General features: G+C 71.6%; 20 protein-coding genes. 12 read left to right on the top strand and 8 right to left on the bottom strand.

The window, feature by feature from the left end; translation table 11 throughout:
• Positions 1 to 156 precede the first annotated feature (156 nt).
• Together ACIQAC_RS16065 and ACIQAC_RS16060 are read left to right on the top strand one after the other, a co-directional pair.
• Complete coding sequence (locus ACIQAC_RS16065; RefSeq protein ID WP_402191274.1) at positions 157 to 618, top strand: MarR family winged helix-turn-helix transcriptional regulator; 462 nt, start codon at positions 157 to 159, stop codon at positions 616 to 618.
• Entirely contained in the window at positions 618 to 2,318 is a 1,701-nt protein-coding gene (locus tag ACIQAC_RS16060) for an MFS transporter (RefSeq protein ID WP_402191273.1), read from the top strand. Before ACIQAC_RS16065 ends, ACIQAC_RS16060 begins: the two co-directional genes overlap by 1 nt.
• Positions 2,319 to 2,460: 142 nt before the next feature.
• On the opposite strand, the gene ACIQAC_RS16055 is transcribed toward ACIQAC_RS16060, so the two are convergent.
• Positions 2,461 to 3,018, bottom strand: coding sequence for a YrhB domain-containing protein (locus tag ACIQAC_RS16055; RefSeq protein ID WP_402191272.1), 558 nt, complete (start codon positions 3,016 to 3,018; stop codon positions 2,461 to 2,463).
• A 169-nt stretch (positions 3,019 to 3,187) separates the two neighbouring features.
• Between ACIQAC_RS16055 and ACIQAC_RS16050 the strand changes: the two genes are divergently transcribed.
• The 7 genes from ACIQAC_RS16050 (at position 3,188) to ACIQAC_RS16020 (ending at position 10,171) form a co-directional block, all read left to right on the top strand.
• Positions 3,188 to 4,192: an aminoglycoside phosphotransferase family protein gene (locus ACIQAC_RS16050; RefSeq protein WP_402191271.1), complete on the top strand. Its 1,005-nt coding sequence runs from the start codon at positions 3,188 to 3,190 to the stop codon at positions 4,190 to 4,192.
• Between the two features lie 107 nt (positions 4,193 to 4,299).
• The gene (locus tag ACIQAC_RS16045) at positions 4,300 to 4,803 is read left to right on the top strand and encodes a hypothetical protein (RefSeq protein ID WP_402191268.1); all 504 of its coding nucleotides are present in this window, start codon (positions 4,300 to 4,302) and stop codon (positions 4,801 to 4,803) included.
• A gap of 116 nt (positions 4,804 to 4,919) precedes the next feature.
• On the top strand, positions 4,920 to 5,951 hold the full coding sequence (locus ACIQAC_RS16040) for an ArsR/SmtB family transcription factor (protein ID WP_402191265.1): 1,032 nt from the start codon (positions 4,920 to 4,922) through the stop codon (positions 5,949 to 5,951).
• Positions 5,952 to 6,105: 154 nt separating this feature from the next.
• Positions 6,106 to 6,510, top strand: a complete 405-nt coding sequence (locus ACIQAC_RS16035) for a hypothetical protein (protein WP_402191263.1) — start codon at positions 6,106 to 6,108, stop codon at positions 6,508 to 6,510.
• A 31-nt stretch (positions 6,511 to 6,541) separates the two neighbouring features.
• On the top strand, positions 6,542 to 8,764 hold the full coding sequence (locus tag ACIQAC_RS16030) for a glycoside hydrolase domain-containing protein (RefSeq protein ID WP_402191261.1): 2,223 nt from the start codon (positions 6,542 to 6,544) through the stop codon (positions 8,762 to 8,764).
• Positions 8,765 to 8,864: 100 nt separating this feature from the next.
• Positions 8,865 to 9,563, top strand: coding sequence for a hypothetical protein (locus tag ACIQAC_RS16025; RefSeq protein WP_402191259.1), 699 nt, complete (start codon positions 8,865 to 8,867; stop codon positions 9,561 to 9,563).
• 14 nt (positions 9,564 to 9,577) lie between these two features.
• Complete coding sequence (locus ACIQAC_RS16020) at positions 9,578 to 10,171, top strand: SMI1/KNR4 family protein (RefSeq protein ID WP_402191256.1); 594 nt, start codon at positions 9,578 to 9,580, stop codon at positions 10,169 to 10,171.
• Positions 10,172 to 10,180: 9 nt separating this feature from the next.
• Here the strand turns inward: ACIQAC_RS16020 and ACIQAC_RS16015 are convergent, their stop codons facing one another.
• From ACIQAC_RS16015 to zapE, 7 genes are all read right to left on the bottom strand, one after another.
• Complete coding sequence (locus ACIQAC_RS16015; protein WP_402191254.1) at positions 10,181 to 10,876, bottom strand: peptidyl-tRNA hydrolase; 696 nt, start codon at positions 10,874 to 10,876, stop codon at positions 10,181 to 10,183.
• 51 nt (positions 10,877 to 10,927) lie between these two features.
• Positions 10,928 to 11,089, bottom strand: a complete 162-nt coding sequence (locus ACIQAC_RS16010) for a hypothetical protein (RefSeq protein ID WP_402191252.1) — start codon at positions 11,087 to 11,089, stop codon at positions 10,928 to 10,930.
• Between the two features lie 28 nt (positions 11,090 to 11,117).
• Positions 11,118 to 11,969, bottom strand: coding sequence for a polysaccharide deacetylase family protein (locus tag ACIQAC_RS16005; protein WP_402191250.1), 852 nt, complete (start codon positions 11,967 to 11,969; stop codon positions 11,118 to 11,120).
• A gap of 75 nt (positions 11,970 to 12,044) precedes the next feature.
• The gene (locus tag ACIQAC_RS16000) at positions 12,045 to 12,875 is read right to left on the bottom strand and encodes a slipin family protein (RefSeq protein WP_402191247.1); all 831 of its coding nucleotides are present in this window, start codon (positions 12,873 to 12,875) and stop codon (positions 12,045 to 12,047) included.
• A gap of 181 nt (positions 12,876 to 13,056) precedes the next feature.
• Positions 13,057 to 14,511 (bottom strand): SulP family inorganic anion transporter, encoded by a 1,455-nt coding sequence (locus tag ACIQAC_RS15995; protein ID WP_402191245.1) that lies wholly within the window; start codon positions 14,509 to 14,511, stop codon positions 13,057 to 13,059.
• Positions 14,512 to 14,519: 8 nt separating this feature from the next.
• Positions 14,520 to 15,101, bottom strand: coding sequence for a carbonic anhydrase (locus ACIQAC_RS15990; protein ID WP_402191243.1), 582 nt, complete (start codon positions 15,099 to 15,101; stop codon positions 14,520 to 14,522).
• Between the two features lie 571 nt (positions 15,102 to 15,672).
• Complete coding sequence (zapE, locus tag ACIQAC_RS15985) at positions 15,673 to 16,776, bottom strand: cell division protein ZapE (RefSeq protein ID WP_402191241.1); 1,104 nt, start codon at positions 16,774 to 16,776, stop codon at positions 15,673 to 15,675.
• Between the two features lie 37 nt (positions 16,777 to 16,813).
• Here zapE and ACIQAC_RS15980 point away from each other — a divergent pair, with 37 nt between their 5' ends.
• The 3 genes from ACIQAC_RS15980 to murC all read left to right on the top strand — a co-directional run bounded on the left by ACIQAC_RS15980 (position 16,814) and on the right by murC (position 19,934).
• On the top strand, positions 16,814 to 17,665 hold the full coding sequence (locus tag ACIQAC_RS15980) for a pyrimidine reductase family protein (RefSeq protein ID WP_402191240.1): 852 nt from the start codon (positions 16,814 to 16,816) through the stop codon (positions 17,663 to 17,665).
• Positions 17,666 to 17,820: 155 nt separating this feature from the next.
• Positions 17,821 to 18,294 carry an indole-3-glycerol phosphate synthase gene (locus tag ACIQAC_RS15975; RefSeq protein ID WP_402191238.1) on the top strand — a complete coding sequence of 158 codons (474 nt, stop codon included), beginning with the start codon at positions 17,821 to 17,823 and terminating at the stop codon, positions 18,292 to 18,294.
• 248 nt (positions 18,295 to 18,542) lie between these two features.
• Positions 18,543 to 19,934, top strand: coding sequence for a UDP-N-acetylmuramate--L-alanine ligase (gene murC, locus ACIQAC_RS15970; protein WP_402191236.1), 1,392 nt, complete (start codon positions 18,543 to 18,545; stop codon positions 19,932 to 19,934).
• Positions 19,935 to 19,944: the final 10 nt, after the last annotated feature.

The following is a 19,944-nucleotide window of genomic DNA, read 5'->3' as shown; positions in this document are numbered from 1 at the left end:
GTTGCGCGGTGGTACGGCCCGTCTCCAGGGAGTTACGGGCGAGGCCCCCGTGATGTTCAGGGGCGGGGCGCGGGGCGCGGGGCGCGGGGCGCGGGGCGCGGGGCGCGGGGGCCCGACATTTGTTACGAGAGATTGATAAGCCTATTGTAACTATTCATGGGAGACGTCACCGAAGCCGTACCGCCGTCCGCCGACGAACCCGAAGAGGTCGCCGTCGCGCTCAAGCTGATCGTCGGCCGGATCGCGCGCCGGCTGCGGCAGTCGCACGCCGTCGGGGACACCACGCTGTCCGAGGTGTCCGTGCTGGCGCGGCTGGAGCGGGACGGGCCGGAGTCGCCGGGCGCGCTCGCGGAGCTGGAGCGGGTGCGGCCACAGGCCATGGCGACCACGCTGGCCGCGCTGGAGCAACGCGGACTGGTCAGCCGGCGGCCCGATCCCGCCGACCGGCGCCGGGTGACGCTGACGGTGACCGAGGCGGGCCGGAAGGTGATCCGCGACCGGCGTTCGGAGGCCGTACGGCAGCTGGCGACCGCCGTGGAGGCGGAGTTCACCGACGCGGAGCGGCGCGAACTCGTGGCCGCGCTGCCGCTGCTCGACCGGCTGGCGGAGCGGCTGTGATGCCCGCCGACGCCAAGAACGGCATATCCACCGCCCTGCGCACGGACGACCGGTACAAGTGGGTCGCCCTCTCCAACACCACCCTCGGTGTGCTGATCGCGACGATCGACGGCTCGATCGTGATCATCTCGCTGCCCGCGATCTTCCGGGGCATCGGCCTCGATCCGCTCGCCCCGGGCAACATCGGCTATCTGCTGTGGATGATCCTCGGCTATCTGCTGGTCTCCGCCGTCCTCGTCGTCTCGCTGGGGCGGCTCGGGGACATGTTCGGCCGGGTCCGGATGTACAACATGGGCTTCGCGATCTTCGCGTGTGCCTCGCTCGCGCTCTCCCTCGACCCGCTCAAGGGCGGGGGCGGTGCGCTGTGGCTGATCGGCTTCCGGGTCGTGCAGGCCGTCGGCGGCTCGATGCTCACGGCGAACTCGGCGGCGATCCTCACCGACGCCTTCCCGGCACGGCAGCGCGGAATGGCGCTCGGCGTCAACCAGATCACCGCCCTGGCCGGGCAGTTCCTCGGGCTGGTCGTCGGCGGGCTGCTGGCCACCGTGGACTGGCGGGCGGTGTTCTGGGTGAGCGTGCCGATCGGCGTCATCGGCGCCGTCTGGTCGTACCGCAGTCTGCGCGAGACCGGCAGCCGCAGGCCGGGCCGGATCGACTGGGGCGGCAACATCACCTTCACGGCGGGCGCCGGTGTGCTCCTCGCGTCGATCACCTACGGGATCCAGCCCTACGGCGGCCATTCGACGGGCTGGACGAACCCCCTGGTGGTGGGCGGACTCACCTCGGGCGTCCTGCTCCTCGCGCTGTTCTGCGTGGTGGAGACCCGGGTCGCCGAACCGATGTTCCAGCTCGGGCTGTTCCGCAACCGGGCCTTCGCGGCGGGCAACATGGCGGCGCTGCTCACCGCGATCGCCCGGGGCGGTATGCAGTTCATGCTGATCATCTGGCTCCAGGGCATCTGGCTGCCCCTGCACGGCTACGACTTCGAGCGCACCCCCTTGTGGGCGGGCATCTTCATGCTGCCGCTGACCGTGGGGTTCCTGGTGGCCGGACCGGTGTCGGGGGCGCTGTCGGACCGCTTCGGGGCGCGGCTGTTCTCCACCACGGGGCTGCTGCTGGTGGCGTGTTCGTTCGTCGGGCTGCTGTTGCTCCCGGTCGACTTCTCGTACCCGGTGTTCGCGGCGCTGCTGCTGCTCAGCGGGCTGGGGCAGGGCATGTTCTCGGCGCCGAACACCTCCGCGATCATGGGGAGTGTGGCGCCGGAGCAGCGCGGGGTGGCGTCGGGGATGCGCTCGACGTTCCAGAACTCCGGTACGGCCCTGTCGATGGGGCTGTCGTTCTCGCTGATGATCGCGGGGCTCGCCGGTTCGCTGCCGCACACGCTCAGCGGCGGGCTCCAGGCGCAGGGTGTGCCCGCGGACACGGCGGCGCAGGTGGCGGGACTGCCGCCGGTCAGCACACTTTTCGCCACGTTCCTCGGCAGCAATCCGATCGGCCAACTGCTCGGCCCCACCGGCGTGTTGCAGACCCTGCCCGCGCACAACGTCACGGTCCTCACCGGGCACGGCTTCTTCCCCGAGCTGGTCTCGGGCCCCTTCCACGACGGGCTGGTCACGGTGTTCGGCGTGGCCACGGTCATGTCCCTGGTCGCGGCACTGGCGTCGCTGCTGCGGGGGCGCCGACCGGCACGGAACGTGTGACGGGGGCGCTGATCGGGACGGAACGTGTGACGGGGGCGTAGACCGGGACGGAACGTGTGACGGGGGCGTAGACCGGGACGGCACATGTGACGGGGGCGCTGATCGGCACGGCACATGTGACGGGGGAGTCCGGCGGACGGTGTCAGGGGGTGCCCGGGTGGATGGTGGTGACCGCGAGCACCGGGTCGACGGGATCGACCAGCCGAGCCGTGGCGATCGCCGTGAAGTGGGCCGGGACCTCGCCCTCCACCAGGGCACTGACGTACTGCATGGCATGTGTGAGGTGCAGCTCGGGCAGCCGGTCCCGCAGGGTGCGTACGGCGGGCAGCCGGCCCTTGGCGGCGGCGATCGCGCGGATCTCGTCGTGCAGGTCGTCCACCGGCGTACGGACCCGCATCCCGCGGACCCGGACGCGGTAGTCGGTCTCCCACTCCCCGCCCTTCGCCGCGACGGCACCGATCCGGTGCAGCCCGCCGTCGACCCGGTCGACCAGGTACGGCCCGTTGCCGACGAGTGCGGCACCGGTGTCCCCGGTCCGCGCGAACTCCGCCGACTGCCAGTGGACCATCCACACCAGCTCGTGCTCGCTGACGCGCACGACGGCCGCGCGTACCGGGTCCACGCCCCGGGCAAGCGACCTCTGGTCCTCGCGGACCAGCTCTTCCTCGACGATGCGTACCGCGTCCGCTTGAGTGATCACGGGTCCAGGGTCCCACCGACGACCGCCCGCACCTACAGCGGTGGCTGCCGCCGGCCCGTACCCGGTCCCCGTCCGTGCTCCCCGGCCCGACCGGTCCCATCGCCCGGGACGCGCCCCGCACCGGGAAAACCGCTGGTGACCCCGCCGAAGCCGGTGCTGAGATGGACGGGTGCAGCGAGACGAGGCGGAGCCGGCCGCCATCGACCGGGGGCGGTACGGGGACGCCGTGACGCCCTGGGAGGACACGGCCTGGCGGGCGGACGCCCTCGGTTGGGCGAGACGGGAGCTCGCCGCCCACGGGCTGCGTCCGGCGCGTGAGTGGCGGGTCCGGCTGCGGCCCTGGTCCGTGCTGTTCCGGCTGACCCTCGTGGGCGGAGACGCCGTGTGGTTCAAGGCCAACCCGCCGGCGAGCGCCTTCGAGGCGGGCCTCGGCGCGGCCCTCGCCCGACGGGTGCCCGGACATGTCCTGCGGCCCCTCGCCGTCGACACCGACCGCGGCTGGTCACTGCTGCCCGACGGCGGCGAGGTCTTCCGCGACCTGCTGGCCCGCGAGCCGCACGACCCCCGGGCCTGGGAGGAGCCACTGCGGCAGTACGCCGCGATGCAGCGCGCGCTGATCCCGTACGCCGACGAGATCGAACGGCTCGGCGTCCCCGGCGCCCGCACCACCGCCCTCCCCGGCGTCTTCGACCGGATCGTCGAGGAGAGCACCGCCCTGAGCGCCGACGACCGTACGAGACTGCTCGCGGCGCGCCCGCGCCTCGTCGACCGGTGTGCCGAACTCGCCGCCGCGGGCATCGCGGACTCGCTCGACCACGCCGATCTGCACGACGCCCAGATGTTCCGGCCGGCGCCGGGCCGGTTCACCTTCTTCGACTGGGGCGACGCCCTGGTCTCCCACCCGTTCTGTAGCTTCCTGGTCCCCGCACGCCTGGCCGCGGAGCGCTACGGACCGGAGGTGCTGCCCCGGCTGCGGGACGCCTACCTGGAGCCCTGGACGGGAGACGGCCGTACGAGCGCCGGACTGCGGCGCGCGCTCGCCCTCGCCGGCCGGCTCGCCGCCGTCGGCCGGGCCGGCTCCTGGGGCCGGCTCTTCCCCGGCGCGGCCGCCGCCGGCTCCTCGCAGGCCGCGGCCTGGCTGCTGGAGCTGGTGACCGAGCGGTCGGCGTCGTAGCACCGGTGTCTCAGGACCGGTGTCTCAGGACCGGTGTCGTGGGACCGCTGTCGTAGGACCGATGAGTTCTGATCCGTTCCGCGGTCCTGAACGGCAGGAGCCCCCTCGTGGGGCGGGACGAGGAGGTCGTGATGCGGGTACCGACGCCGCACAGCGCGCTGCGGAGGCTGGACGTGCTTGTGGGGGAGTGGGAGATGTGGCTCGTGGGGCAGGACATCGGGCCGGTGCGGACGGAGTTCGCGTGGCTGGAGGGCGGGGTCTTCCTCGCACAGCGCACCGACCTCGCCCCCGGTACCGAACTGCCCGAGCCGTGGAGGTCGCAGGCCCCCTTCCCGACCGTGACCCTCACCGGTTACGACGACTCCGCCGACCTCTTCACCACGCTGTACGCCGACGGACGCGGCGTCGCCCGCACCTACAGCACCAGCGTGAGCGACGGCGTCTGGCGGCAGTGGCGGGCGGCTCCGGGGTTCCACCAGCGGTTCACCGCCGACATCGACACAACGCACCGGATCGTCAAGGGACGTTGGGAACGCTCCGGAGACGGTGAGGAGTGGGCCACCGACTTCGACGTCACCTACACCCGGGTCGGTGCGCCGCGGCCGTCCTGACGCCGGCGTCCGCCGTAGCAGCTCCGGCCGAAACACCTCACAACTCTTCGGACACCTTCGGAAGTCTTACACAGCACCGACACACGAGGTGCTTGCTTCCAAGGGGGGAACTCGCTTTGCTACGTGTTCACTTCACCGCAGAGGATCTGGCGAGAGTCACCGTCGCGACGAGACTGGACCCCCTGTGGGAGACGATGCTCGGCGTCCAGCAGCTCACCCATGCCGTACAGGTGACGCCCACCATGCAGGACTGGCGGCGGCGGGCCAGGACCGTCGTCGGACAGGGCGGGCCCGTCGGGTCGGTGCGGATGCTCGGCGCGCTGCTGCCGTCCCGCGGCTACTTCCCGGACTTCCTCACCCCCACCGCCGCCGAGGAGGGACTCGCCGCCGGCCTGGAGGAGATCCGCTCCACCCCGCCCCGCAGGCTCAGGGACGAACTGGTGCAGCTCACCGGCAGCGGCCCGGCCCGGAAGCCGCGCGCCCGCCGCCCGGCGCCGGTCTGGATGAAGAACCTCGCCGCCGGCGACCGCGACCAGATGGCCGACCTCACCGGCGCCATCCGGGCCGTCCACGACAGTGTGATCGCCCCGGAGTGGACGGAGGCCGAGGCCCGTCTCGAAGGGGACCGCGCCCGGCGCGCGAGGACCGTACGGGACGCCGGTGTGCACGGTCTGCTCGGTTCACTGGGCCCGCTCGTACGCTGGCAGCCGCCGGTGCTGCACGTGGACTACCCCGTCGACCGCGACCTGCGGCTCGGTGGCCGCGGGCTGCGGCTGATCCCCTCGTACTTCTGCCGCCGTACCCCCATCGCGCTCGCCGACCCCCAACTGCGCCCGGTACTCGTCTATCCCGTGGACCACAGCACGGTCCTGCCCCAGGCCGACCCCTCCGCGACCAACCCGCAGGCGCTGTCCGCGCTCCTCGGCCGCACCCGGGCGCGTACGCTGGCCGCGCTGCACGACACGGCCACCACGGGTGAACTCGCCCGCAGGCTACGGATATCGCCCGCCTCGGCCAGCCAGCACGTGCACGTACTCGCCGCCGCCAACCTCGTCCGCAGCCAGCGCGTCGGCAACCAGGTCCTGCACACCCTGACCCCGCTGGGCACGGCACTACTGTGCGGCACCGGTGTTCCCACAGGGGTCTGACCTGCGTTTTTCATCCCCCGCTGAAACCGTTGGCCCGTCCGGTACGCCACCCGTCAAGCTGTGAGCGCCGCCGGGGACATGACCGGCCCCCGCGGTGAGCCGGGCCGGGCAGGCCACACCACTCCCGGCCATGTCACTCTCAGGGGGAACACCGATGGCCCTGCGCCGACTTGTCACCGTGCTGTCCTCCGCCGCGATGGTCGCAGCGGTCTCACTCGTCGGCCTGGGCGGCTCCGCCCAGGCCGCGCCGAACGCCGGCTGCGCACCCAAGGGCGGCGGAAAGTACAACTGCAACGTCTGGAAGACGGCGTCGACCTGGTGGTGCACCACCACCGACCAGACCGACAGCTGCGACGGCATCCCCGCCGGAATCCTGCGCGCGGGCACCAACTACTTCTACTGCCAGCAGTGGGGCCACGAGTACCGCTACGGCAACTACTACAACCACTACTGGGCGCGGACGGACGACGACAGCGGCAACAAGCGGGTCTGGCTGCCGGTCGTCTACATCAGCGGCGGCGTGAACGACGGCCGCATCCCCGGCCTCCCGGACTGCTAGGTCGTGTTCGCCCCCACCGAAGGAACGCCCCATGGCAGACGAGTACGTCCTGCGTGCCCAGAGATTCGTCAACCAGACCTACGGCGGCAGGATCGGCGTCACGGTCGAGGAGAACGGCAAGACCGGGTGGAGCACCATGTACGCGCTCACCCGGGCACTCCAGTGGGAGCTGGGCATCAGCCCGGTCGCGGACTCCTTCGGTCCCACCACCCTGCGGACACTGACGCAGAAGTTCCCCCGGCTCAACGCCGACACCGTGCCGTCGCCGGACTTCTGCCGGATCATCCAGGCCGCGATGTACTGCAAGGGCTACAACGGCGGTGACCTGGACGGCTCGTACAACGCGACCGTCCAGTCCGGCATCACCCGGCTCAAGCAGGACATGGGCGTCGACGGGGTCTACCCCGGCTCCGACCTGACCCCGAAGGTCTTCAAGGGTCTGCTCAACATGGACCCCTACGTGGTCGTCCGGTACGGCGACCGCCCCGGCGACGAGGACGTCCGCGCGATCCAGCGCTGGCTCAACGGGCGGTACATCCACCGCCAGGACTTCTTCGTGATGCCCTGCGACGGCCACCACTCCCGCGATGTCGCCAAGTCGATGCTGTTCGCCATCCAGTACGAACTCGGTATGGCCGACGGTGTCGCCAACGGTTCCTTCGGCCCCGCGACCCAGGCGGGCCTCAAGCAGCACACGCTCACGGTCGGTTCGACGGGCACCTGGGTGAACCTGTTCAGCGCCGCGATGATCCTCAACCAGCGGCCCCACGTGGCGTTCAGCTCCACCTTCACGGCGGACCTGTCCTCCGCGGTCTTCGAGTTCCAGGACTTCGTCGGGCTCTCCGTGAACGGCGACGGCGACTACCGCACCTGGGCGTCCCTGCTGATCTCCTACGGCGACCAGTCCCGCTCGGGCGCCGCCTGCGACTGCATCACCACCATCACTGCGGCACGCGCGCAGGCGCTGAAGAGCGCCGGGTACTTCTACGTAGGGCGCTATCTCTGCAACGTCCCCGGCGGCCGGAACAAGATGATCCAGCCGGGCGAGCTGGCCACCATCGCGTCGAACGGCATGAACTGCTTCCCGATCTACCAGACGTCCAGTGACGGCGCCGGGTACTTCAACTACAACCAGGGCACCCGCGACGGACTCGACGCGATCGACTGGGCCAAGTACCACGGCTTCAAGGACGGCACCCGGATCTACTTCGCCGTCGACTACGACGCCTACGACCACGAGGTCACGTCCAACATCCTTCCGCACTTCCGGGGGATCTCCCGGGCGGTCCAGGAGAACTCCCGCTACCGCGTGGGCATCTACGGGCCGCGCAACGTGTGCCGCCGGGTGCGTGAGGCCGGCTACACCGACGCCAGCTTCGTCTCCGACATGTCCAGCGGCTTCTCCGGGAACCTCGGTTTCCCGATGCCCGGGGACTGGGCCTTCGACCAGATCGCCACCGTCTCGGTGGGCAGCGGCGCGGGCGCCATCGAGATCGACAAGAACATCGCGTCCGGCCGCGACATCGGACAGAGCAGCTTCGACCCGGGCGCCGACACGGCCGGACTGGACGTCGACCTCGACCCGGCGTACCGCCAGCAGCTGCTGGAGGACGTGCGCTACTACCTGACGTCAATCGGCGTCCCGGAGACCGGGGGCGCCGAGTGGAACGACCGGGACTGGGCGACCCTGGGCGGCATCTCCACCACGAAGGCGGTCGAGCTGGTCCTGTCCGCCGACTGGCTGTTCACCTCCCTCGCCCGCCAGCTCCGGCTCCGCAAGGCCCTGATCCAGGCCCCGGTGCTGTGGGAGCTGCGCAAGATGAACCCGGGCGACTTCGCGGCGGACACCGCGGTGAAGACCGGTGTGTGGGACGACTGCTCCACCGGCTGGGGCCAGATCTTCGGCTGGGTGGCGATCGAGGCCAGGAACTACTGCGTGCGGCAGGGCATCATCAACGGCCAGATCCTGGACAGGGGGCGGGATCTGGACGCGGTGTGGACCCAGCTGAACGAGGACCCGATCTACAACATCAAGTCGGTGGCCTACCTGACCATCTACAACGCCTTCCAGGTCGACAAACCCCGGCCGGGACTGAACACCAGCGACGTCGACTCCCAGATCATCCTCACCCGCTACAACGGCCCCCTCGTCGTCGACGGGAAGCCGAACCTTCCGGCCCTCCAGTACGGGCAGGACCTCGTCAACCTCTACCGGGTGCTGGAGAGCTACAACAGCCTCTCCCGCAACCAGTGACGTGAAAGGGACTCCGAGGGTGACCACCGGCAGCACAGGCACAGGCACAGGCACAGGCACAGGCACCGACACAGGCACCGACACAGACACACGCACCGGCATGACACGACGCGAAGTCGTCGGACACACCGCGCTCCTGGGCACCCTGGCCCTCGCCGGTGGCGGTTCCCTGCTGGCCCTCCCGACCGCGGCGTCGGCCGCCGAGCACGCCGGGCCCGACGGCGCGTCCGGCCGGCCGACGTCGCCCAACGGCTGGCAGACCGAGGAGCGGGCCAACCACATCTCCACGGTCTGGACCCGCCACGTCCCGGGCACCGGCTGCGACGTCGACATCCGCCTCGGCGAGGCGGCGACCGTTCTGACCCACGTCGTACGCCGCTTCCACTACGAGATCGACGCACTGCGCGCCGGTGACGTGACCGGCTGGCTCCCCCCGTCCCGGGTCCGGCTGGACCGGCCGGAGGGCAACCAGGCCTCCGGCACGGCCGTCGCGATCCGGCCCGGCTCCTATCCGCCCGGCGCCCGGGGAGGGTTCTTCCCGGCGCAGCTCACGGTGGTCCGGGACATCCTCGCCGAGTGCGACGGCGTCGTCCGCTGGGGAGGGGACGACGACCGCCCCTACGAGGCCCTGTTCTCCCTCGACGTGCCCCCGGGCGACGAGCGCCTGACCAGACTCGTGACACGACTCCGCACCTGGGCCGACGAACCGGGCGCGGGCGCCGGAACCCCGGTCGACGTCACGGACAAGGGGCGCCGCCGGGCCGCCGAGGCCCTGGAACGCCGCCAGCAGGCCGACTGACCACGGAGGATCCGGTGGCACGCACAGACGCCACCGCGGGGGACGCCGACCTTCCGCGGTGGCACAGCGTCGCGTACTGGCGCGACTTCCTCGCCGCCCACAGCGTGGACGTCATGCGTGAGCGCGAGTACCCGTACGAATGGCGGCGGTACAGCGAGGAGCAGCTGGACAGCGGCTGGCTCGGACGCGAGGGCGCGACCGAGGAGGAGCTGGTGTCCGCCGAGGAACGGCTCGGCATCCGACTGCCGCCCAGCTACCGGGCGTTCCTCACCGCGTCCAACGGCTTCTCCCATCTCGGCCCGTTCAACTGGGAGATGCGCACCACCCACAACGTCGACTGGTTCCGCAGCGCGGAGCCCGGCATCTGGGCGATCCTCCGCGAGGGCGACGCCGAGCTGACCGCTTTTATGGACCGGGTGCTGCTGGTGTCCGACGAGAGCGACGCCCAGCACTGGCTGCTCGATCCCGGCACCGTCTCCCTCGACAGGGAGTGGACCGCGGTCATCTGGGCCGGCTGGCACCCGGGCTTCAGCGACGTCTGCCCCTCCTTCGGCGACCTCGTCGCCCAGGAACGGGCGTCCTACGAGGGACTCTGGGACGACGAGTGACGGCAGGTACTACCGCAACGCCGGATGGTCCGCCACAACCGTGCAGGACCCCGCGGCGATCTCCGTGAAGCCGGCGTCGCGGACGACCGGCAGACCGCTCGTCGTGAGGGCGGTCCACTCGGCCGGGTCCGCGGTGCGTACGGCGAGCGGGAACCCCGCGTCGTGCCAGGCGGCCCGCTCTTCGTCCGACAGCCCCCACCAGGCGAGTTGGGCGCCGTGGCCGGCCTGGGCCATCGCCTTGCCGGCGGACATCTCCACGCCGGGGTTGAGCCACAGCACCGGGGCGCCACGGTCCGCGTCGGCCGGCGGTTCCGGATCGTCGAGATCGGTCCCGGAGACCTGGAGCCTGGCCAGCTCCTTGGGCCAGCCGTCCAGCGGTACGGGCGGGAACACCCGTACCTCCGCCGCCTTGCCGGTGACGGTGATGCCGGGCAGCGCCTCCGCGCGCCGCCACTCCGCGCCGCGCGCCCGCCGGACCACCTTGCGGATCCGGGCGTCCTGCCAGTCCCGCATCACTTCCGCCCACTCGCCGTCGCCGACCGAACGGGCGTCGCCGAGCATCACCAGCACCGCGCGGGCCGCCGTCTCCAGCGCGTCCGTACGCGGCGGCGGGGCGTCCCGCTCGATCCGCACGACCAGCGGAAGCACAAACTGCCGGGCCGCGTCACGGTCAGTGGTCTCGGTCTGGAAAGGGCTGTCGCTCACGTCTCGCAGCGTACTTGACGTGCGCGAAGGCCCGCGTGGTCCCTCGGGCCGTCAGCCCGAGCAGGCCGTCCGCTGGGCTTCCTGCCACTCGCAGACCGGGCACAGCGTGACGCCCCGGTACGACTCCGGGTACTCCGTCGGCTCCCGGCACAGCACACAGTCCGCGTACGGCGGCCCGGCCGCCCCGGGTCCGGTCGCCTCGGTCTCGCTCATCCGTCCAGCGTATGCCGACGGACGCCGGTCACGACCGGCCGGTGCCGGTCCGGATCAGCTCGGACACCTTCACGAACCGGAAGCCCTGCCGGCGCAGCTCCGGCACGATCGTCCGGATCGCCCGCTCGGTCACCGGAGCCGCGCTGCGGGTGCAGTGCAGCACGACCACGGAGCCCGGCCGTACGTTGTCCAGGACCTGCCCGGCCACGGCGTCCGGGTCCGTCGCGAACGCGTCGCCGCCGACCACGTCCCACTGCACCGCCGTCACACCGGTGGCGGCGAGCGCGCGCAGCGCCCGCCGGTCGTAACAGCCGCCCGGGAAGCGGAAGTACGGCATCGCGTCCGGCACCCCCGCCTTGCGGAACGCGGTGTACGCGCGCTCCACGTCGGCCCGCATCCCGTCGGGGGACATGGTGGGCAGTCCGTAGCAGTCACCGGTGAAGGCGTAGTGGCTGTACGAGTGGTTGGCGACCTCGAACTGCGGGCTGTGGCCGATGGCGCGGGCCTGCGACGGGTACTCCTCGGCCCACCGGCCGGTCATGAACACCGTGGCCGGCACCTTCAGTTCCCGCAGTGCCGCGATGAGCCGCGGGTTGTCGAACCGCTCGCCCGACGCGGCCCGCGGTCCCTGGTCGGCGGTCATGTCCGCGTCGAAGGTGAGCGCGACGGTCTTGTCCCGGGTGCGGACACCGTTGCGGAAGACGGGGGTCAGCCCGGCCGGACCGGGGGCGAGTGTGGGCGGGCGGGAGGAGGCCGGCGCCGAGGGAGCTTGCTGGGCCTGGGGCGGGCGCGAGGCGGTGGGGGCGCCGCAGGCGGCGAGGGCGGCGGCGAGGGCGCAGGCCGCGGCGAGACGACGTACATGCCGAGCGGGAGTGATCACCGGATGAACGTAACGTCGTAAATCCGGTAAATAGGGTATTTGGGAAAGCGGATGGAGGGGAGCTGCCCGTTCGGCCTACGCCTGGTCGGCCTCCGGGAGCGGCGGGGTTTCCGCGCGCGGCTCGCGCGGGCGCTCGCGCTGCTGCTCGTAGGGCGCCCTCTCCAGGAAGCGGAGCAGTTCGACCGGGAAGGGCAGGACCAGTGTCGAGTTCTTCTCGGCGGCGACCGCGACCACGGTCTGGAGCAGCCGGAGCTGGAGCGCGGCCGGGGTGTCCTCCATCTGCTGGGCGGCCTCGGCGAGTTTCTTCGACGCCTGGAGTTCGGCGTCGGCGTTGATGACCCGCGCGCGGCGCTCGCGGTCCGCCTCGGCCTGGCGGGCCATGGAGCGCTTCATCGTCTCCGGCAGGGACACGTCCTTGATCTCGACCCGGTCGACCTGCACACCCCAGCCGACGGCCGGGCTGTCGATCATCAGCTCCAGGCCCTGGTTGAGCTTCTCGCGGTCGGCGAGCAGATCGTCCAGCTCGCTCTTGCCGATGATCGAGCGCAGCGAGGTCTGTGCCATCTGGGAGACCGCGAACTTGTAGTCCTCGACCTTGATGAGGGCGCTCGCCGGATCGACGACCCGGAAGTACACCACCGCGTCCACGCGCACGGTGACGTTGTCCCGGGTGATGCCCTCCTGGGCCGGCACCGGCATCGTCACGATCTGCATGTTGACCTTGTGCATCCGGTCCACGAACGGAACGACCAGCGTGAATCCGGGCGCCCGCACCTCGCCGCGGAGCCGGCCGAGACGCAGCACCACACCGCGTTCGTACTGCTTGACGACCCGCGCCGCCGCGGCCACGTACACCACACCGGCGGAACCCGCCGCCGCGGCCGCCACCAGGAGTTCTTCGAGCACGGCGACCTCCTCACCCAGAGGTGTCCAGAGGTGTCCAGAGGTGTCGAGAGCTATCCAGACGTGTCCGGAGGCCCGTAATGGTTGGTTCTGTAACCATATGCCCGGCATCCGGTCCGGGGACAGGTGTGGTTCCGGACCGGACGCCGGGCACGGGGTGCGTCGCGTCGGGTGATGGGTCGGGTCAGGGCGCGGTGACCTTCACCGGTTCGACGCCGGCCGAGCTGTGACGTTCCGCCCAGTTCTCCAGAGCCGTACGGCAGGCGTGGTCCAGGTGGTGCAGTCCGGACAGGTCCAGCTCGATCGGACGGTCCTGGGGCAGGGCCTCCAGACTGTCGAGTATCTTCGGCAGCCGCAGGAAGGTCGCGTTGCCCGACAGATACGCCTGGACCGGTCCGGCACCCTTGTCTATGACGTCCAGCTTCAGGTGCGAGGCCTGCCAGGCGGTCTTGGCCACCGACAGGGCCAGACCGATCAGCACCCCCTCGAACATGTTCACGGCGACGATCGCCACCGCCGTGACCACCAGGATCAGCGCCTCGCCGCGGTGCGTCCCCCACAGCGTCACCAGCTGCCGGAACGGGATCAGCTTCCAGCCCGCGTGCACCAGGATGCCCGCCAGCGCGGGCAGCGGGATCAGCGCCAGGGCCGCCGGGAACAGCGCGGCGAACAGCAGCAGCCACACGCCGTGCATGACCCGGGACGCCTTCGTCCGCGCGCCCGCCTGCACATTGGCCGAGCTGCGCACGATCACGGCGGTCATCGGCAGCGCGCCGAGCGCACCGCAGACGGTGTTGCCCGCGCCCTGGGCCATCAGCTCCTTGTCGTACTGGGTGCGCGGGCCGTTGTGCAGCCGGTCCACGGCCGCCGCGCTGAACAGGCTCTCCGCGGAGGCGATGAGCGTGAACGCGAGGACGGTGCCGAGCAGCGCGGGGCTCGCCAGGCCGGCGAGGGCGTCCGCGCCGGGCGGCTGGACCGAGTCGAGCAGCCCGCCGACCTCGACGGTGGCCACGGGCAGGTCGAACGCCAGCGTGACGACCGTGGCCAGCAGTACGGCCGCGAGCGCGCCGGGGACCGTCCGGACCTTCGCCGGCAGGTGCTTCCACAGCGCGATCATGGCTATGGTGCCCGCGCCGAGGCCCAGCGAGGTCAGCGCCACGGAGCTGCCCAGGGCGTCGAGCGCCGCCCCCGGCAGACCCGTGATCTTCTCCAGGCCGGACGCGGGGGCCGGCATGCCCGCCGCCGCGTACAGCTGGCCCGCGATGATCACGAGGCCGATGCCGGCCAGCATGCCCTCGACGACCGAGACGGAGATGGCCCGGAACCAGCGCCCCAGCCTCAGGGCGCCCATCAGGAGCTGGAGCAGACCGGCCGCGAGCACGATCACCCCGAGCGCGGTGAGCCCGAACTCCTGGACGGCCTCGAAGACCAGCACGGTCAGGCCCGCCGCGGGGCCCGACACCTGGAGGCTGCTGCCCCGCATCATGCCGGTGACGATGCCGCCCACGATGCCGGTGACCAGGCCGAGTTCGGCCGGGACACCGGAGGCGACGGCCACGCCGACGCAGAGCGGCAGCGCGACCAGGAAGACGACGACGGAGGCGGCGAAGTCCTGCCTGAGATGAGGGAACCTGGTCATGTCGGCGCTCACAGCGCCTCGAACCGGTCGGTGTCCGCGCGGTGTTCGCGCACGGCACCGGTGTGCACCTCGTAGTACCAGCCGTGCAGCGTCAGCCCGCCGTCCGCGAGCCGGCGCTCGACACACGGGTAGGAGCGCAGCCGCAGCAGCTGTGCGAGCACGTGGTGCTGGACGCCCGCCGCGACCGTCGGGTCGGCCGGGTCGTCGGCGTGCGGCTCGTCGGCCGCGTGCGCCAGCCAGTCCCGTACGGCGGGAACCGCGTCCAGGTCGTCGCCGCGCACCAGCGCGCCGACCGCACCGCAGTGCGAGTGGCCGCAGACCACGATGTCCCGCACGCCGAGCACCTCGACGGCGTACTCGATGGTCGCGGCCTCGCCCGTGGGGCGGCCCGCGCCGTACGGCGGGACGATGTTGCCCGCGGTGCGCAGCTCGAAGAGCTCGCCGGGGCGGGCGCCCGTGATCAGGGCCGGGACGACCCGGGAGTCGGAGCAGGTGATGAAGAGGACCTGTGGTGACTGGCCCTCGGCGAGTCCGGCGAACTCCTCAGGGCGCTGTCCGAACGTGCGGGCGTTGTCGATGAGGGGCTGCATGGTGTCGTGTCTCCTCCTGGCGCGCTGTGGGGTGCGCGTCGGGCTTGCGGGACGAGGGGGAGTGCGCCGCCGTCACGGAAGGGACGGGGCGGGCCGGCTCCCGGCCGGTGGGCCGGAGAGGATGCCGCTCAGCGGCTGTGGGCCTGGGGCGCGGACGGGGTGGATATCAGTCCGGTACGGAGCGTGACGGCGATGTCACGCCTGGTTCTCGGACCGCCCTCGGCGCACTCGGCTTCGCGTCGAGCCTTGGCCGCTGCGTGACGGACCGTGTGCGCGGTCGCGAAGTGGTCCGCGAACACGGGGAGCCGCGAGGCGAGCCGCACGGCGGCGTGGGGCGGCGGAGCCGTCCGAACCGTCGTACCTCGCAACTTGTGCTCCCTTCGGGCAGGGCCGTGCCTTTTGCGCAGACCAACTGTTGGTCAACAGCTGGTCAAGAAACACGTTAACCCTGCGAAGTTGTTTGCAGGGTTAACTCGGCGTTTCAGAAGGAAGAGAGCCTTAAAAGTGCGGGTCGGATGGCGCGAACCCGTCGTTGATCCACTTGTGGCCCGGGGCCGGCGTCCCCGGGCCCCTACCGGCCCTCGACCAGCGGCTTGGCGTCACGGGCCAGCGCGGTGAGCCGGGAGATGGCCCGGAAGTACTTCTTGCGGTACCCGCCGTTCAGCATCTCCTCGCTGAACAACTGGTCGAACGGCAGCCCCGAGGCCAGGACCGGCACCTCACGGTCGTAGAGCCGGTCGGCGAGCACCACGAGGCGCAGTGCGGTCGCCTGGTCGGGAACCGGCCGCACATCGGTCAGGCACACCGCTTTCAGGCCGCCCGTCAGCGCGCCGTACCGGCTGGGGTGGACCTTGGCGAGGTGCTCCAGCAGGTGCGGGAAGTCGTCGAGCGAGGCCCCCGCGGTGGCGTACGCCGTCCTGGTCACCTGCTCGTCCGAGTACGGCGCCGGCGCCTCGGGCAGGCCGCGGTGGCGGTAGTCCTCGCCGTCGATGCGCAGGGCGCGGAAGTGGGCGGACAGGCCCTGGATCTCGCGCAGGAAGTCGGCGGACGCGAACCGGCCCTCGCCGAGCTTGCCGGGCAGGGTGTTCGAGGTGGCGGCGAGCGCCACACCCGCCTCCACCAGCCGGCCGAGGAGCGTCGAGACCAGCACGGTGTCGCCCGGGTCGTCCAGCTCGAACTCGTCGATGCAGAGCAGCCGGTGACCGGAGAGGGTCTGCACGGTCTGCTGGAAGCCCAGCGCGCCGACCAGGTTCGTCAGCTCCACGAAGGTGCCGAACGCCTTGAGCGCGGGCTCCGCCGGGGTGGCGTGCCACAGGGAGGCCAGGAGGTGGGTCTTGCCGACGCCGTAGCCGCCGTCCAGGTAGACACCGCGCGGGCCCGCCGGAACCCTGGGCGCCTTCGCCCGGCCGAAGCCGAGGAAGCCGCGCTTCGCGCCGCCCGCGGGTGCCCCGGTCAGTCCGGTCGCGAAGCCCTCCAGGACCCGGACGGCCTCGCTCTGGCTCGGCTGGTTCGGATCCGGCAGATACGTGCTGAAGCGCACCGAGTCGAACCGCGGCGGCGGCACCATCTCGGCGACCAGACGGTCCGCGGGGACGTGCGGGGCGCGGTCGCACAGCGACAGCGGGGCCGCGTCGGTTATCGGGCCGGGGCCGGAGGCGGCGGGGGAGGACGACACGGTTCACCATGGTAGGCGGCGTGGAACACTGCACGGCATGCGACGCCTGTTCCCTGTGACCGATGAAACAGCAGCTCGTCCTTCGGGCGGAGGCCCTGATGCGGAGGGGGCGGCCGGGACGGGGGAGCCGGGCTCTGGCGGCGGGGTGGGTGACCGTGAGTGGAGTCTTGGCGAGCTGGCCGACGTGTATCCGTACCCCGACGAGCCGGGCCCCGACGGGCGGCCGCGGGTGTGGCTGCGCGCCAACATGGTGTCCACGCTGGACGGGGCCGGCCAGCACGACGGACGGTCCAAGCCGATCTCGGGCGCGGCCGACATGCGCGTCTTCGGCACGCTGCGGGCGCTCGCGGATGCCGTGGTCGTGGGCGCAGAAACGGTACGCCAGGAGCAGTACCGGCCGGCACGCGCGCGTACCGAGTTCGCCGCGCGCCGGGCGGCCGCCGGACAGGGCCCTGCACCCGCCGTCGCGGTGGTCACGGCAAGCCTCGACCTGGACTTCTCGCTCCCGCTGTTCACCTCGCCGCTGGTGCCCACGATCATCCTGACCGGCGCCGACTCCCCGGCCGACCGGATCGCGGCGGCCGAGCGCGCCGGGGCCCGCGTGGTGATCGCCGGCGACGGCACCGGCGTGGATCCCGCCCGCGCGGTACGGGCCCTCGCTGAACTGGGCCATCGCCGGCTGCTCACCGAGGGCGGGCCGCGGCTGCTCGGACAGTTCGTGGCGGCGGACGTACTGGACGAGCTGTGTCTGACGATCTCGCCGCTGCTGGTCGCGGGGAACGCGCAGCGCATCGCCGACGGGCCGCCGGTGACGGTTCCGCAGCGGTTCGAACTCGTGTCCCTGCTGGAAGAGGCCGGGTTTCTGTTCGGCCGCTACCGTCAGTCGTAAATCAACGGAATGTGTCGTTCCGGTTAGCGTGCGACGGGCAGACTAAGTCACGCGGTACCCGTGCGATCACGGGGCAGGATGGTTTCCGCAGGGGCTTGAACGGCTCACGCAGGACGGAGGGCCCGACCGGGCCCTCGAAGCAGAAGGGGCGCCTGGTGTTCACAAGCGTTTTGATGATCGAGAAGGCCCTGACGTCCGCCGACGTGGAATTCGTCACGACCTTGCACGGCGACGAGTCGGTCGGATTCCATGTGCTGCTCCAGCCGCGGGGGGATCAGGCGGACCGGTTGCTGCGGGCCATCGACGACCTTGCGCTCGGCGAACTCGACGAGGCGGCACGGGAGAACGAGACGCCGGAGGGGGCGGAGGCGCGCGGTGAGGGGCAGCGGGCGCTGGACGTGTCGTTGCAGGCGTTGCGGGCCTCCGGGAACGAGGCGGAGGGGCGGTTGATCGAGGATCATCCGCTGGACGCGTTGAAGGGGGTTGTGGAGGAGGTCGGCGCGGACGAGGTGATCGTGCTGACGGATCCCCACTACGTGGAGGAGTTCTTCCACCGGGACTGGGCGTCGCGTGCCCGGCACAAGGTGGGGGTGCCGGTGTTGAAGCTGTTCTCGCACAGCAAGGTGTAGGGGGGCGGGGGCGGGGCGCGGTTTCGGGGGCGCGGTTTCGGGTGCGGGCCGGTGGGGGGCTGGTCGCGCAGTTCCCCGCGCCCCTTCTCGGCGTTGCGGTTGCCCGGGGATCGTGCGGCGGAGCCGCGGATTGACGCGGCCGCGCCCCTTCTCGGCGTTCGCCTTCCGCCTCCTGCAAGGGCGCCGGCGGTGCAGGGAATAGGGTGTGCGTGCGTCCGTCTGTCGTATCGCTTGCTTGGAGAAAACGCATGGCACCCGGTCTTCCTGCCGCCATGGAACGTCCGCACTTCATCGGGATCGGTGGGGCCGGGATGTCGGGGATCGCGAAGGTGCTCGCGCAGCGGGGGGCCGTGGTCGCCGGGAGCGACGCCAAGGAGTCCGCGACCGCGGAGGCGCTGCGGGCGCTCGGCGTCACCGTGCACATCGGGCACGCGGCCGGGCACCTGGCCGACGACGCCAGCTGTGTGGTGGTGTCCTCGGCGATCCGGGCCGACAACCCGGAACTGGCCCGCGCCGCCGAGCTGGGCGTCCCGGTGGTGCACCGGTCCGACGCGCTGGCCGCGCTGATGGAGGGCCTGCGTCCGATCGCGGTCGCCGGTACGCACGGCAAGACGACGACCACCTCGATGCTCGCGGTGTCGCTGAGCGAGCTGGGGCTGAAGCCCTCGTACGCGATCGGCGGCGACCTGGACGCGCCCGGCTCCAACGCGCTGCACGGCGAGGGGGAGATCTTCGTCGCGGAGGCGGACGAGTCGGACCGCAGCTTCCACAAGTACGCGCCCGAGGTCGCCATCGTCCTCAACGTCGAGCTGGACCACCACGCGAACTACGCGTCGATGGAGGAGATCTACGAGTCCTTCGAGACGTTCGTGGACCGGATCACCGAGGGCGGCACCCTGGTGATCGCCGCGGACCATGACGGCGCCCGCGAGCTGACCCGGCGGGTCGCGGACCGGGGTGTACGGGTGGTGACGTACGGCGAGTCCGAGGACGCCGACGTGCGGATCACCTCCGTCGTGGCGCAGGGGCTGAAGAGCGAGGTCACCGTCGTCATGGACGGCACCGAGCTGACCTTCGCCGTCTCCGTGCCGGGCCGGCACTACGCGCACAACGCCGTCGCCGCGCTCGCCGCGGGTGTAGCCCTCGGGGTCCCGGCCGCCGAACTGGCACCGGCGCTTGCCGCGTACTCCGGCGTGAAGCGGCGGCTCCAGCTGATGGGCGAGGCGGCCGGGGTGCAGGTGATCGACTCCTACGCCCACCACCCGACCGAGATGACCGCCGACCTGGAGGCGATGCGCGCGGCCGCCGGGGACGGGCGGATCCTCGTCGTCTTCCAGCCGCACCTCTTCTCGCGCACCCAGGAACTCGGCAAGGAGATGGGCCAGGCCCTCGCCCTTGCCGACGCGTCCGTCGTGCTCGACATCTACCCGGCCCGCGAGGACCCGATCCCCGGCGTCACCAGCGAGCTGATCATCGAGGCGGCCCGCGCGGCCGGCGCCGACGTGACCCCCGTGCACAACAAGGACGAGGCGCCGACGGTGGTCGCGGGAATGGCGAAGGCAGGCGATCTGGTTCTCACCATGGGCGCGGGCGATGTCACCGACCTGGGCCCGCACATTCTGGACCGCCTGTCGAAGTAAGGGGCTGACA

Origin of the sequence: Streptomyces sp. NPDC088387, assembly GCF_044753385.1 — a bacterium.
GTDB lineage: Bacteria > Actinomycetota > Actinomycetes > Streptomycetales > Streptomycetaceae > Streptomyces.
The sequence above is the reverse complement of the archived record's forward strand: the minus strand, read 5'-3'. Positions and strand labels throughout refer to the sequence as shown.